Annotated in this window: 15 protein-coding genes; 12 read left to right on the top strand and 3 right to left on the bottom strand. The window is 63.8% G+C overall.

What is annotated here, in order from left to right; genetic code table 11:
• Positions 1 to 49 precede the first annotated feature (49 nt).
• From PSEMAI1_RS0118690 to PSEMAI1_RS0118680, 3 genes are all read right to left on the bottom strand, one after another.
• Positions 50 to 946, bottom strand: a complete 897-nt coding sequence (locus tag PSEMAI1_RS0118690; RefSeq protein WP_024304339.1) for a Tim44 domain-containing protein — start codon at positions 944 to 946, stop codon at positions 50 to 52.
• A 57-nt stretch (positions 947 to 1,003) separates the two neighbouring features.
• Complete coding sequence (tsaA, locus tag PSEMAI1_RS0118685) at positions 1,004 to 1,705, bottom strand: tRNA (N6-threonylcarbamoyladenosine(37)-N6)-methyltransferase TrmO (protein ID WP_024304338.1); 702 nt, start codon at positions 1,703 to 1,705, stop codon at positions 1,004 to 1,006.
• Positions 1,706 to 1,801: 96 nt separating this feature from the next.
• Complete coding sequence (locus PSEMAI1_RS0118680; protein WP_024304337.1) at positions 1,802 to 2,551, bottom strand: GNAT family N-acetyltransferase; 750 nt, start codon at positions 2,549 to 2,551, stop codon at positions 1,802 to 1,804.
• A 192-nt stretch (positions 2,552 to 2,743) separates the two neighbouring features.
• Between PSEMAI1_RS0118680 and mnmG the strand changes: the two genes are divergently transcribed.
• The 12 genes from mnmG to atpD all read left to right on the top strand — a co-directional run bounded on the left by mnmG (position 2,744) and on the right by atpD (position 13,491).
• Positions 2,744 to 4,636, top strand: coding sequence for a tRNA uridine-5-carboxymethylaminomethyl(34) synthesis enzyme MnmG (mnmG, locus tag PSEMAI1_RS0118675; RefSeq protein WP_024304336.1), 1,893 nt, complete (start codon positions 2,744 to 2,746; stop codon positions 4,634 to 4,636).
• The gene (gene rsmG / locus PSEMAI1_RS0118670) at positions 4,633 to 5,259 is read left to right on the top strand and encodes a 16S rRNA (guanine(527)-N(7))-methyltransferase RsmG (RefSeq protein ID WP_024304335.1); all 627 of its coding nucleotides are present in this window, start codon (positions 4,633 to 4,635) and stop codon (positions 5,257 to 5,259) included. The genes mnmG and rsmG overlap by 4 nt, the downstream gene beginning before the upstream one ends.
• Positions 5,256 to 6,047: a ParA family protein gene (locus PSEMAI1_RS0118665; protein WP_024304334.1), complete on the top strand. Its 792-nt coding sequence runs from the start codon at positions 5,256 to 5,258 to the stop codon at positions 6,045 to 6,047. The genes rsmG and PSEMAI1_RS0118665 overlap by 4 nt, the downstream gene beginning before the upstream one ends.
• Before the next feature lie 3 nt (positions 6,048 to 6,050).
• Complete coding sequence (locus PSEMAI1_RS0118660) at positions 6,051 to 6,905, top strand: ParB/RepB/Spo0J family partition protein (protein WP_024304333.1); 855 nt, start codon at positions 6,051 to 6,053, stop codon at positions 6,903 to 6,905.
• Between the two features lie 91 nt (positions 6,906 to 6,996).
• A complete protein-coding gene (locus PSEMAI1_RS0118655) occupies positions 6,997 to 7,359 on the top strand; it encodes an ATP synthase subunit I (protein WP_024304332.1) in 363 nt (120 codons plus the stop codon).
• A 9-nt stretch (positions 7,360 to 7,368) separates the two neighbouring features.
• Positions 7,369 to 8,181, top strand: coding sequence for a F0F1 ATP synthase subunit A (atpB, locus tag PSEMAI1_RS0118650; RefSeq protein ID WP_024304331.1), 813 nt, complete (start codon positions 7,369 to 7,371; stop codon positions 8,179 to 8,181).
• 58 nt (positions 8,182 to 8,239) lie between these two features.
• Positions 8,240 to 8,527, top strand: a complete 288-nt coding sequence (gene atpE, locus PSEMAI1_RS0118645) for a F0F1 ATP synthase subunit C (RefSeq protein WP_008952158.1) — start codon at positions 8,240 to 8,242, stop codon at positions 8,525 to 8,527.
• Between the two features lie 50 nt (positions 8,528 to 8,577).
• On the top strand, positions 8,578 to 9,048 hold the full coding sequence (locus PSEMAI1_RS0118640; RefSeq protein ID WP_024304330.1) for a F0F1 ATP synthase subunit B: 471 nt from the start codon (positions 8,578 to 8,580) through the stop codon (positions 9,046 to 9,048).
• Between the two features lie 7 nt (positions 9,049 to 9,055).
• The gene (locus PSEMAI1_RS0118635; protein ID WP_024304329.1) at positions 9,056 to 9,592 is read left to right on the top strand and encodes a F0F1 ATP synthase subunit delta; all 537 of its coding nucleotides are present in this window, start codon (positions 9,056 to 9,058) and stop codon (positions 9,590 to 9,592) included.
• An 8-nt stretch (positions 9,593 to 9,600) separates the two neighbouring features.
• Positions 9,601 to 11,145, top strand: a complete 1,545-nt coding sequence (gene atpA, locus PSEMAI1_RS0118630; protein WP_024304328.1) for a F0F1 ATP synthase subunit alpha — start codon at positions 9,601 to 9,603, stop codon at positions 11,143 to 11,145.
• 41 nt (positions 11,146 to 11,186) lie between these two features.
• A complete protein-coding gene (gene atpG, locus PSEMAI1_RS0118625) occupies positions 11,187 to 12,053 on the top strand; it encodes a F0F1 ATP synthase subunit gamma (protein WP_024304327.1) in 867 nt (288 codons plus the stop codon).
• A gap of 43 nt (positions 12,054 to 12,096) precedes the next feature.
• Positions 12,097 to 13,491, top strand: a complete 1,395-nt coding sequence (atpD, locus tag PSEMAI1_RS0118620; RefSeq protein WP_024304326.1) for a F0F1 ATP synthase subunit beta — start codon at positions 12,097 to 12,099, stop codon at positions 13,489 to 13,491.
• Positions 13,492 to 13,506 lie beyond the last annotated feature (15 nt).

The following is a 13,506-nucleotide window of genomic DNA, read 5'->3' as shown; positions in this document are numbered from 1 at the left end:
GAAAAACGGGCACCGCCGGGTGCCCGTCCAGATCAGCCGTTCACACGGCTCAGTCTTGCTGGATGCCGGCCAGCAGCCAGCGGCTGGCGTTCTTGTCCTTGACGTAGTGCCAGGTCTCGCCGAACGGCACCGGCGCGGCGTTGACCGTCTCGCTGACGCGGCCGGTAAAGCGCACGCTGGCGATGTAGCGGCCGCCCTCTTCGACGGCTTCGATCAGCTGGCAGTCCAGCTGCGGGAAGTCAGCCACGTCGTCGTTGCCGGCGATGTCGGCGCGCAGCGCCTCGAACAGATCCGGCGTCAGGTACTTGCGGATTTCCTCCAGGCTGTCCGGCGTGTTCAGGCTCTGCAGATGCAGGAAGGTGGCCTTGGCCTGGCGCAGGAAGTTCGGCGTCTCGGTACCGTCAGGCAGACGGGCGAGGCTGGCCGCGGACATCGGGCCGGCGCCGTAGGACGGGGCCGTGCCGAAGCCGGAACCGATCTTCGGAATCGGCTCGAAGCGCGCCGGTTCCTGCGGCATGCCGGTCGGCAGGCCGGCCGCCTGCGGGGCGCGCATGGCCGGGGTGGCGTTCTTGCGACGGAACAGCATCAGCCCACCGACCAGCAGCAGGCCGAGCAGGGCGATGGTGCCCCACGGCATGCCGGAGCCGGCCGGCTCGGAAGCCGGTGCCGAAGCATTGTTGTTCATGGCCGAGCCGATCATGTAGCCGGCCGCGGCACCGGCGGCGCCGGCGGCAATGGCGGTGCCCAGACCCGGACCCTTGGCCGGCGCCTGCGCCGGGGCGGTTGGCAGTGGGCGTGGGGCCGGTGCCTGATAGGAAGGCGTAGGGGCCGAGCGCATCATGCCGGAACTGCGGCTTTTGCCCAGGCGGGCGGCTTCGGCAAAGGGCGCCGCCAGCAGCGTAACCAGGGTGAAGGCGAGAACGGTCGTCTTCGCACGAGGTATCATGTTTGTTTCTCCAGTGAGAGGGGCTGTGTTGCCCCAGTTCGACCGGGGCAGCTTACTTTAGTTCTGGTCGACGCGGTCGATTTCAAGTACCTCGGCGACGCCGCCGGCAATGCGGAAACGGACATCGCAGTGATAGAGGCGTACGCCGTACACCCGCTCCGGGTCGTCCTGGTAGGCCGGGCGCGGGTCCTGTGCCAGCACCTCCTCGATCAGGGTGGCCAGTGCCGCGGCCTCGGGCTGCTCGGCCAATTGTTGGCGCGCGAGTTCGTTCCAGCGGACTTGCAGCGTTGGCGGCGGGCCGTCGACAAAGCCGCCGCGTGCCTCGGGAATGGCCTCGACGAACGGAATGTAGGGCTTGATGTCGAGTACCGGGGTGCCGTCGAGCAGATCGGCGCCGGCCAGCTGCAGCGTCACGCCGGCACTGGTGTCGACGCCGAGCAGCTCGACCAGCGACAGCCCCAGCGCATTGGGGCGGTGGGTGGAGCGGCTGGCGAACACGCCGACCTTGGCGTTGCCGCCCAGGCGCGGCGGGCGCACCAGCGGCGACCAGCCGCGCGCCAGCGTGTCGTGGAATACGAACTGCAGCCAGACGTGGGAAAACGCTTCGAGACCGCGCACGCAGTCGGGCTGGTCGAATGGCGGCAGCAGTTCCAGCGTCATGTGCGCCGATTTGGCCAGCGCCGGCTGGCGCGGAATGCCGAACTTTTCCTTGAACGGCGAGCGGATCAGTCCGATGGGGGTGAAGGTGTAGGGCTGCATGGCGCCATTGTAGGCCCAGCCGCGCCCCGTTTCACCGGTGACGTGCAAGGTTGGCCGAGGTGCCCTCGGCCAACCTCCGTGTCCGCTGCGCTCCCGTCAGCCGACGAAGTGGCGGCTGTGGCGGCCGTTGAGACGGTCCATCGGCAGCAGCATGAAGAAGTCGGCGCAGTTGAAGTCCGGGTCCCACGCCGGCTCGCCGCAAACGAAGGCGCCGGCGCGCAGGTAGCCCTTGATCAGCGGCGGCAGCGGTGCCGGCGGCGCATCGTCGTGCACGCGGTCGAGCGGCAGCGCCAGGTGCGGCGTGACGCGCCACTCGGCCGGCGCCAGATGCTTGGCCTCGATCTGGCGGTACAGGCTGACCGCCTGATGGCCGCCGTCGGCCAGGCTGACGCTGGCGCAGCCGGCCAGGTAGTCGCAGCCCTGCTGCTGCACGTAGTCGGCCAGGCCGGCCCACAGCAGCGCGATCACCGCGCCGGAGCGGAAGTCCTGGTGCACGCAGGAGCGCCCGACCTCGAGCAGGCGGTCGCGCACGTGCGCCAGGCGGCCGAGGTCGAACTCGTGTTCGGAATAGAGGCTGGGGGCGCGCCGCGCCGCCGCCGGTGGCAGCATGCGGTAGGTGCCGACCACCATGCCGCTGGCGGCATCCTCGACGATCAGGTGGTCGCACAGCGCATCGTAGTCGTCGCAATCGATGCCGAGGTGGCTGGAAGCGAGCCGGGCGCCCATTTCGCCGGCGAACACGTCGAAGCGCAGCTTCTGGGCGCGGCGGATATCCTGCGGGTTATCGGCAAGCCGCACGCTCAGGCGCGGTTTGCTGCGGGGGGCGAGGTTCTCTTTGAGCAGCATGGGGGGTCTCCCTCGTGACATGGGACCATGCTAAAGCGCCTGTTTGACGAAACCGTGTCGTCCTCGTGACAGTGGCGTGACGATGGGCGGTCAGCGCCATGACAGAGGAGAATCAAGCAAATCAATCACTTATCAGGGCGGCGGTTTTGACGTAAAATACGCCGTTTTTCGTTCGCAGCGCGCTCTCCAGCCATGATATATCCGACAACCTTCGACGTCATAGTGGTCGGCGGCGGCCACGCCGGTACCGAGGCCGCGCTGGCGGCGGCCCGTATGGGACGCAGCACCCTGCTGCTGACCCACAACATCGAGACGCTCGGCCAGATGTCGTGCAACCCCTCGATCGGCGGCATCGGCAAGGGGCACCTCGTCAAGGAAGTCGATGCGCTGGGCGGCGCCATGGCGCTCGCTACCGACATCGGCGGTATCCAGTTTCGTACCCTCAACGCCTCCAAGGGGCCGGCGGTACGTGCCACCCGCGCCCAGGCCGATCGCGTGCTGTACAAGGCGGCGATCCGCCAGATGCTGGAAAACCAGGATAACCTGACGCTGTTCCAGCAGCCGGTGGACGACTTGCTGATCGAAGGTGACCGTGTCGCCGGCGCCATCACTGCCATCGGCATCGTCTTCCGCGCCAAGACCGTGGTGCTGACCGCCGGTACCTTCCTCTCTGGCAAGATTCACGTCGGGCTGGAAAACTACACCGGCGGCCGTGCCGGCGACCAGGCCGCCTCGACGCTGGGCGCGCGCCTGCGTGAACTCGACCTGCCGGTGGGCCGGCTCAAGACCGGCACGCCGCCGCGCATCGACGGGCGCACGGTCGATTTTTCGGTGATGGAAGAACAGCCGGGCGACACGCCCGAACCGGTGTTCTCCTACCGCGGTAGCCGTAGCCTGCACCCCCAACAGCTGCCGTGCTGGATCACCCACACCAACGAACGCACCCACGACATCATCCGCTCGGGCTTCGAGCGCAGCCCGATGTTCACCGGCGTGATCGAAGGCGTCGGCCCGCGCTACTGCCCGTCGATCGAAGACAAGATCAACCGCTTCGCCGACAAGGACAGCCACCAGGTATTCCTGGAGCCGGAAGGGCTGACCACTCACGAGTTCTACCCCAACGGCATCTCGACCAGCCTGCCGTTCGACATCCAGCTGGCGGCGGTGCGCTCGATCCGCGGCATGGAGAACGCCCACATCCTGCGCCCCGGCTACGCCATCGAGTACGACTACTTCGACCCGCGCGGCCTGAAGGCCACGCTCGAAACCAAGAGTATCCAGGGCTTGTTCTTCGCCGGCCAGATCAACGGTACTACCGGCTACGAAGAGGCCGCCGCGCAGGGCTTGCTGGCCGGCCTCAACGCCGCGCTGTACAGCCGCGACCAAGAAGGCTGGTGCCCGCGCCGCGACGAGGCCTACCTCGGCGTACTGGTCGACGACCTCATCACCAAGGGCGTGTCCGAGCCCTACCGCATGTTCACCAGCCGCGCCGAATTCCGCCTGCAGCTGCGCGAAGACAACGCCGACCTGCGCCTGACCGAAACCGGCCGCCGCCTCGGCCTGGTCGGCGACGCACAGTGGGACGCCTACTGCCGCAAGCGCGACGCGGTCGAGGCGGAAAAGGCGCGCCTGAAGGCCACCTTCCTGCATCCGGCCAAGGTCGATATGGCCGCGGTGCAACAGTTGCTGGGCAAGCCGATCGAACGCGAATACAACCTGCACGACCTGCTCAAGCGCCCCGACGTGAGCTACGCCGCGCTGATGACGTTGGCCGAGGCCGGCGGCGGCGTCGATGACGACGCGGTTGCCGAGCAGGTGGAAATTCAGGTCAAATACCAGGGCTATATCGACCGCCAGAACGACGAGCTGGCCCGCCGCGACAATCTCGAGGACGTGCGCCTGCCGGCCGACATCGACTACAGCCTGGTCAAGGGACTGTCGAAAGAGGTGCAGCAGAAGCTCAACAGTCAGCGCCCAGAAACCCTGGGGCAGGCCTCGCGCATCCAGGGCATCACCCCGGCAGCGGTCGCCCTCCTCATGGTTCACCTTAAACGTGGCTTTGCCGACGCGAAAAAAACCGCATGACACATACCGCAGAACTGACCCGCGGTCTGGCCGAACTGAAGCTGGACCTGACCCAAGAACAAATCGCCCGGCTCGAGGCCTACCTCGCGCTGCTGGCCAAGTGGAACCAGACCTATAACCTCACCGCCGTGCGTGAAGAAGAGCGCATGGTCAGCTACCACCTGCTCGACAGCCTGACGCTGGTGCCGCACCTCAACGGCGGCACGCGCCTCTTGGACGTCGGCTCCGGCGGCGGCATGCCCGGCATCCCGGCGGCGATCGCGCGTCCCGACCTCAAGGTCGTGCTGCTGGATTCCAACCACAAGAAGACCACCTTCCTGCGTCAGGCCGTGATCGAGCTCAAGCTCGACAACGTCGAGGTGATCACCGACCGCGTCGAAGCCTACCAGCCGGCGGAAAAATTCGACCGCATCACCAGCCGTGCCTTCGCCGAGCTGGCCGAGTTCGTCAAGCTCACCCGTCACCTGCTGACGCCGGGCGGCCAGTATGTCGCGATGAAGGGGGTTTACCCGTACGAGGAAATCGCCCAGTTGCCGGAAGGCTTCACCGTCGCCGAAGTGGTGCCGCTCACCGTGCCGGGCCTCGACGCCGAGCGCCACCTGGTGAGGATCGTGGCGCAATGACCTGCCGCGTCATCGCAGTCGCCAACCAGAAAGGCGGCGTCGGCAAGACCACCACGGTGGTCAACCTTGCCGCCGGCCTGGCGGAAATGGGGCGGCGCGTGCTGATCGTCGACCTCGACCCGCAGGGCAACGCCACCATGGGCAGCGGCATCGCCAAGGGCGCGCTCACTGCCTCGGTCTACCAGGTGCTGCTGGGCGACGCCGGCGCGGCCGAGGCGCGCCAGCCGGCCAAGGAGGGCGGCTACCACGTGCTGCCGGCCAACCGTGATCTCGGCGGTGCCGAACTGGAGCTGGTGCACGAACTGGCGCGCGAGGCGCGGCTGAAGAACGCGCTGGCCGAAGTGGCCGGCGACTACGATTACGTGTTCGTCGACTGTCCGCCGTCGCTCAACCTGCTCACCTTGAACGGGCTGGTCGCCGCCGAGAGCGTGCTGATCCCGATGGTGTGCGAGTACTACGCGCTGGAAGGCTTGTCCGACCTCGTCACCACGCTGCGCAAGGTGCGCGTGGCGGTCAATCCCAAGATCGAGATTCTCGGCCTGTTGCGCACCATGTTCGATGCGCGCAGCAACCTGTCGCAGCAGGTGTCGCAGCAACTGGCGCGCCATTTCGGCGACAAGGTGTTCGACACCGTCATCCCGCGCAACGTGCGCCTGGCCGAAGCGCCCAGCCACGGCCTGCCCGGACTGGTGTACGACCGCAACTCGCGCGGCGCCCAGGCCTATCTCGCGCTGGCCGCCGAGCTGACGGCTCGGCTAGAATCCGCAACCCCCTCACTCTCGCACTGACACATGGCCAAACTCAAAGGACTCGGGCGCGGCTTGGACGCGCTCTTAGCCACCGTTGACGGGGCGGACGACCGCCTGCAAACCCTGCCCATCGACAGCATCCGCCCGGGCAAGTACCAGCCGCGCACGCACATGAGCGAAGACGCGCTGGACGAACTGGCGGCCTCGATCCGGGTGCAGGGCGTGATCCAGCCGGTGGTGGTGCGCGAGATCGGGCTCGGCGACTACGAACTGATCGCCGGCGAGCGGCGCTGGCGCGCCTCGCGCAAGGCCGGCCTGGCCGACGTGCCGGCGGTGATCAAGGCGGTGCCGGACGAGGCCGCGCTGGCCATGGCGCTGATCGAGAACATCCAGCGCCAGGAGCTCGACCCGATCGAAGAGGCGCGCGGCCTGCAGCGGCTGATCGACGAATTCGGCCTGACCCACGAAGCCGCCGCCGACGCCGTCGGCCGCTCGCGCAGTGCCGTTTCCAACCTGCTGCGCCTGTTGGCGCTGCCCGAGCCGGTGCAGACCATGCTGCACCAGGGCCAACTGGAAATGGGGCACGCCCGCGCCTTGTTGTCGCTCGAGGTGATCGACCAGATCGCGCTGGCGCAGCAGACGGTGGAGCAGGGCTGGTCGGTGCGCGAGGTCGAGCGCCGCATCCAGCGCCTGAACGCGCCGCGTCCCGACGCCAAGCCGCAGCCGCGGCTCGATCCCGACATCCAGCGCCTCGCCGAAACCCTGTCCGAGTCTCTCGGCACCACCGTCAGTATCCGCCACGGCGCACGCGGCCACGGCAAGTTGACGATCGAATACGCCAGTCTCGACGAACTGGACGTCGTCCTGGAAAAACTGCAAGCAAAATCAAGCGCCTGATTCGCAACGGCGCGAGTATGTCAATTGGGGATTTTGTTGACTGGCATCAAGCTCCAAGTCTATAATCGGTCGATTTTTTTGCATTGCTGACATGATCAATCGGGAAGTAAAGCGTGTCGTACGCCTGCAGGTGATGCTGACCCTGCTGGCGGTACTGGTGGGGGCGGTGATCGGCGGTTTTTCCCCGATCCTCCCGGTTTCGATCATGATCGGCGGGCTATGTGCCATCATCCCGGCGCTTCTGTACGGCAAGATCGCTTACGCGCGCCGGCATGAGCCTCCGGCAGTGTTGATGAGGGCGCACTTCAAGGCCGAGGCGGTGAAGTTCGTCACCACTCTCCTGATGTTTGGGGCGGCCCTGGTGTTTTTCAAGGATTTATCCGCAGTCGGACTGTTTGGTGGATATATGACAGCCACTTCCGGCTACTGGTTCGGGCTTCTAATCAAAAATTGAGAAAGTGCAATGGCAAGCAACGCAACTGATTACATCAAGCACCACCTAACGTTCTGGAATTCGTCGCCCGAAGGCGGTTTCTGGAGCCTCCACGTTGACACCTTCACCATCTCGCTGCTGCTTGGCTTCGTGTTCGTCGGCGTGTTCGCCTCGGTGGCGCGCAACGCCACGGTGGAAAATCCGGGTCGTCTGCAGCTGTTCGTCGAATCGCTGATTGAGCTGGTCAACACCCAGGTCACCGAAATCTTTCATGCCAAGAGCAAAGTAGTTGCTCCGCTGGCCCTGACCATCTTCTGCTGGGTGTTCCTGATGAACGCCATGGACATGCTGCCGGTCGATCTGCTGCCGTGGATTGCCCAGTGGATTGGTGCCACCTTCTTCGGCGCTGACCCGCATCACGTCTACCTGCGCGTGGTGCCGTCCGCCGACGTCAACGCCACCTTCGCCATGTCGTTGTCGGTGATGCTCTACATCATCGGCTTCTCGATCAAGGCCAAGGGCCTGGGCGGCTGGGGCAAAGAACTGCTGACCGCCCCGTTCCATGCCCACAACCCGGTGCTGGCCGTGATTCTGGCCCCGATCAACTTCGCGTTCCAGATGGTCGAGCTGGCCGCCAAGCCGATTTCGCTCTCGCTGCGTCTGTTCGGCAACATGTACGCCGGCGAACTGATCTTCATCCTGATCGCGCTGCTGCCGTGGGGCGCCCAGTGGCTGCTCGGCGCGCCATGGGCCATCTTCCACATTCTGGTGATCACGCTGCAGGCTTTCGTGTTCATGATGCTGACCACGGTGTACCTGAGCCTGGCAGTCGAAGCGCACTAAACGATTTCTCAAACCCTTTTACCAACCATCCTTGTAATACCTTTTAGGAGATATATAAATGGAAGCTCTCGTTTCTCAGATTCAGTCGATGACCGTTCTGGCTGCTGCCCTGATCATTGGCTTCGGCGCTATCGGCACCGCTCTGGGCTTCGCCATCCTCGGCGGCAAGTTCCTGGAGTCCTCCGCTCGCCAGCCGGAAATGATCCCGGTTCTGCAAACCAAGCTGTTCATCATCGCTGGTCTGCTGGATGCGATCTCCATGATCGGCGTGGGTGTTGCCATGCTGTACACCTTCAACAACCCGTTCCTGGCCGCTGCTGTTGCTGCCCTGAAAGCTGGCGCTTAATCCTTAAGCGAAAACGGTTGTTGTAGTCACCACACTGGAGGAAAACAAGCGTGGAATTCAACGCGACACTACTGGGTCAGGCGATTACCTTCGCCATCCTGGTATGGTTCACCATGAAGTTTGTTTGGCCTCCGCTGACCAACATGATGGATGAGCGTGCCAAGCGTATCGCTGATGGCTTGGCCGCGGCAGAGCGTGGCAAACAGGATCTGGAAGCGGCTGAAAAGCGTGCCGGCGACGAGCTGCGCAAAGCCAAGCAGCAAGCGACCGAAATCGTGATGGCCGCCGAAAAGCGCGCTGCCCAGATCGTGGAAGAGGCGAAGGAGACGGCCCGCACCGAAGGTGCCCGCCTGATTGCCGAAGCCAAGTCCGGGATCGATCAGGAAGTGCTGCGTGCCAAGGAGACCCTGCGTGAGCATGTGGCCGACCTGGCGGTGGCCGGCGCCGAGAAGATCCTGCGCCACGAGATCGACAAGGCCAAGCACGCTAATCTGCTTGCCTCCATCAAAGCGGAGTTTTAATTAACTCATGGCAGAACTCATTACCGTAGCAAGGCCCTACGCCCAAGCGGTATACAGCCTTGCCACCGAGCAGCAGCGACTGGACGCCTGGTCCGAGGCGCTCGGTTGGCTGGCTGCCATGGTGAGCAACCCGGACGTGGCCCAGGTGGTCACCAATCCGAAACATACCGCACAAGAGGTTGAGGCGCTGATGCTGGGCGTACTCGGCGAGCGCGCCAGCGAAGACGTCAAACGCTTCGTCGGCACGCTGATCGAGAACCAACGCCTGACGTTGCTGCCGTTCATCGCCGAACAGTTCGAGCTGCTCAAGGCTCAGGCGGAAGGGGCTATCGACGCCACTGTCGAAAGCGCCTTCCCGCTCACCGACGAGCAGAAGACCGAACTCACCACCATGCTTTCCAAGAAGTACGGCAAGACCGTACGTCTTGACGTGCATGACGCCCCCGAGCTGATTGGCGGGGTGCGGGTGCTGATCGGCGACGACGTCATCGACGCATCCGTGCGCGGCAAACTGCACACCATGGCAGCTAGCCTCAAGAATTAGGAGAGATCATGCAGTTGAACCCCTCTGAGATCAGCGATCTGATCAAAGCCAAGATCCAGAACCTGGCCGAAGGCTCCGAGACCCGTACCAAAGGTACCGTGATCTCCGTGACCGACGGTATCGTTCGTGTCCATGGCCTGGCAGACGTGATGCAGGGCGAAATGCTCGAATTCCCGGGCAACACCTTTGGCCTCGCCATGAACCTGGAGCGTGACTCCGTGGGCGCCGTAATTCTCGGCGAATACGAGCACATCTCCGAGGGCAACGAAGTCAAGTGTACCGGCCGCATTCTGGAAGTTCCGGTTGGTCCGGAACTGGTAGGTCGCGTGGTGAACGCGCTGGGTCAGCCGATCGACGGCAAGGGCCCGCTGAACGCCAAGCTGTCCTCCCCGATCGAAAAGATCGCTCCGGGTGTGATCGCCCGTAAATCGGTTGACCAGCCGATGCAGACCGGCCTGAAGTCGATCGACTCCATGGTTCCGGTAGGCCGCGGCCAGCGTGAGCTGATCATCGGCGACCGCCAGACCGGCAAGACCGCCGTGGCACTGGACGCGATCATCAACCAGAAGGGCACCGGCGTTATTTGTATCTACGTCGCCGTCGGCCAGAAGGCTTCGTCGATCGCCAACGTGGTACGCAAGCTGGAAGAGCACGGCGCCATGGGTCACACCATCGTCGTTGCCGCTGCCGCTTCCGAAGCCGCTGCCCTGCAGTTCATCGCACCGTACTCCGGCTGCACCATGGGCGAATACTTCCGCGACATCGGCGAAGACGCGCTGATCGTGTACGACGACCTGTCCAAGCAGGCCGTTGCCTACCGTCAGATTTCGCTGCTGCTGCGCCGTCCGCCGGGCCGTGAAGCCTACCCTGGCGACGTGTTCTATCTCCACTCCCGTCTGCTCGAGCGTGCCGCTCGCGTCAACGAGGAAGAGGTAGAGAAGCTGACCAAGGGCGCCGTGAAAGGCAAGACCGGTTCGCTGACCGCCCTGCCGATCATCGAAACCCAGGCCGGTGACGTGTCCGCCTTCGTTCCGACCAACGTGATCTCGATTACCGACGGTCAGATCTTCCTGGAAACCGACCTGTTCAACGCGGGTATCCGTCCGGCCATCAACGCCGGTATCTCGGTATCGCGCGTCGGTGGTGCGGCTCAGACCAAGGTGATCAAGAAGCTGGGCGGCGGTATCCGTCTGGCCCTGGCCCAGTACCGCGAACTGGCGGCGTTCTCGCAGTTCGCTTCCGATCTGGACGAAGCCACCCGCAAGCAGCTGCAGCACGGTGAAATTGTTACCGAACTGATGAAGCAGAAGCAGTTCGCCACCCTGTCGACCGCCGAAATGGCGCTGACCCTGTGGGCGGTGAACAAGGGTTACTACGAAGACGTGCCGGTCAAGAAGGCGCTGGCGTTCGAAGCCGCGTTCCTGGCCTACGTCCGTGCTAACCACGCCGACGTTCTGAAGGCGACCGACGCCTCCGGTAACCTGTCTGACGACCACGAGAAGGTACTGGCCAAGGCGATCGAATCGTTCAAGGCTGGCTACAGCTTCAACTGAGCCTTTCGGCCAACGTTGTAGTCAACTGAAAGGTTCAGGAAATGGCAGTCGGAAAAGAGATTCTCACCAAGATCCGAAGCGTGCAGAACACGCAGAAGATCACCCGCGCGATGCAGATGGTGGCAACCTCCAAGATGCGCAAAACGCAAGAGCGTATGCGCGCTGCCCGTCCTTACGCCGAGAAGGTGCGTACCGTCATGGCGCACCTCGCTCAGGCGAATGCGGATCTTGAGCATCCACTGCTTGCCCGTCGCGACGTCATCAAGCGTGCCGGCATCATTGTCGTCACCTCGGACAAGGGCTTGTGTGGCGGTTTGAACGCCAACATCCTCAAGCGCTTCTTCTCCAAGGTGAAGGAACTGCAAGATGCCGACATCAAGGTCGACGTGTGCTGCCTCGGTCAGAAAGGTCTTTCTGCCGCCCAGCGCACCCGCCTGAACGTGACGGCGAGCGCGGTCCATCTGGGCGACGTGCCCAAGATGGACAAACTGATTGGCCCGCTTACAGTGCTGTTGAAGCAGTACGCCGAAGGCGAACTGGACGCGGTCTACATCGTGTATTCCCGCTTCGTCAACACGATGAAGCAGGAGCCGGCCCTGGAACAGCTGCTTCCGCTGTCCCCGGACAACATGGTGGTCGAGCACACGCACTCGTGGGATTACCTCTACGAGCCGAATGCGGTAGACGTCATGGAGTTCCTGGTGAAGCGCTACATCGAATCGGTGGTGTACCAGTCGGTGGCCGAGAACATGGCCTCCGAACAGGCGGCGCGTATGGTGGCGATGAAGTCCGCCACCGACAACGCCGGTAACGCCATCAAGCAGCTGCGACTCGTGTACAACAAGTCGCGCCAGGCAGCGATTACCAAGGAACTGTCCGAAATCGTGGCCGGTGCCGCAGCGGTGTAAGCCGGAAACAGACTGTAAAAGTTTATTGAGTTAGGAACCGATAATGAGCCAAGGCAAAATCGTACAAATCATTGGCCCGGTGATCGACGTGGAGTTTCCGCGCGACGCCATGCCAAAGGTTTATGATGCCCTGCAGCTGGTCGACGCCGACCTGACGCTCGAAGTCCAGCAGCAGCTGGGCGACGGCGTGGTGCGTACCATTGCGATGGGCAGCTCGGACGGCCTGAAGCGTGGCATGGCAGTCAACAACACCGGCGCGGCGATCTCCGTACCGGTGGGCGCCGCCACCCTGGGTCGTATCATGGACGTGCTGGGCAACCCGGTGGACGAAGCCGGCCCGGTGGCGACCGAATCCCGTCGTGCCATTCACCAGCCGGCCCCGAAGTTCGACGAACTGTCGAGCGCGACCGAACTGCTGGAAACCGGCATCAAGGTGATCGACCTGCTGTGTCCGTTCGCCAAGGGCGGTAAAGTGGGTCTGTTCGGTGGTGCCGGTGTGGGCAAGACCGTGAACATGATGGAGCTCATCAACAACATCGCCAAGGCGCACTCCGGTCTGTCCGTGTTCGCCGGCGTGGGTGAGCGTACCCGTGAAGGTAACGACTTCTACCACGAAATGAAGGACTCCAACGTCCTCGACAAAGTGGCGATGGTCTACGGCCAGATGAACGAGCCGCCGGGCAACCGTCTGCGCGTGGCGCTGACCGGTCTGACCATGGCCGAGCATTTCCGTGACGAGAAGGACGAAAACGGCAAGGGCCGTGACGTGCTGTTGTTCGTGGACAACATCTACCGTTACACCCTGGCCGGTACCGAAGTGTCCGCTCTGCTGGGCCGTATGCCGTCCGCGGTGGGTTACCAGCCGACCCTGGCCGAAGAAATGGGCCGTCTGCAAGAGCGTATTACCTCGACCAAGGAAGGTTCGATCACCTCCATCCAGGCCGTTTACGTGCCTGCGGATGACTTGACCGACCCGTCCCCGGCGACCACCTTCGCCCACCTGGACGCTACCGTGGTACTGTCGCGTGACATCGCCTCGCTGGGTATCTACCCGGCCGTGGACCCGCTCGACTCCACCTCGCGCCAGCTGGACCCGCTGGTGGTGGGCGAAGAGCACTACGGCGTTGCCCGTGGTGTGCAGTCGACCCTGCAGCGCTACAAGGAACTGCGCGACATCATCGCGATTCTGGGTATGGACGAACTGTCCGAAGAGGACAAGCTGGTCGTGGCCCGTGCTCGTAAGATCCAGCGCTTCCTCTCCCAGCCGTTCCACGTGGCCGAAGTGTTTACCGGTTCGCCGGGCAAATACGTGTCGCTGCGTGACACCATCAAGGGCTTCAAGGCCATTCTCAGCGGTGAGTACGACCACCTGCCGGAACAAGCGTTCTACATGGTTGGCTCCATCGACGAAGCTGCTGAGAAAGCCAAGTCCCTGTAACCAAGGAGAGGGCTC

Origin of the sequence: Pseudogulbenkiania sp. MAI-1 (assembly GCF_000527175.1) — a bacterium.
GTDB lineage: Bacteria > Pseudomonadota > Gammaproteobacteria > Burkholderiales > Chromobacteriaceae > Pseudogulbenkiania.
Note: the sequence above shows the minus strand (reverse complement) of the source record. Positions and strands in the feature narration are given on the sequence as shown.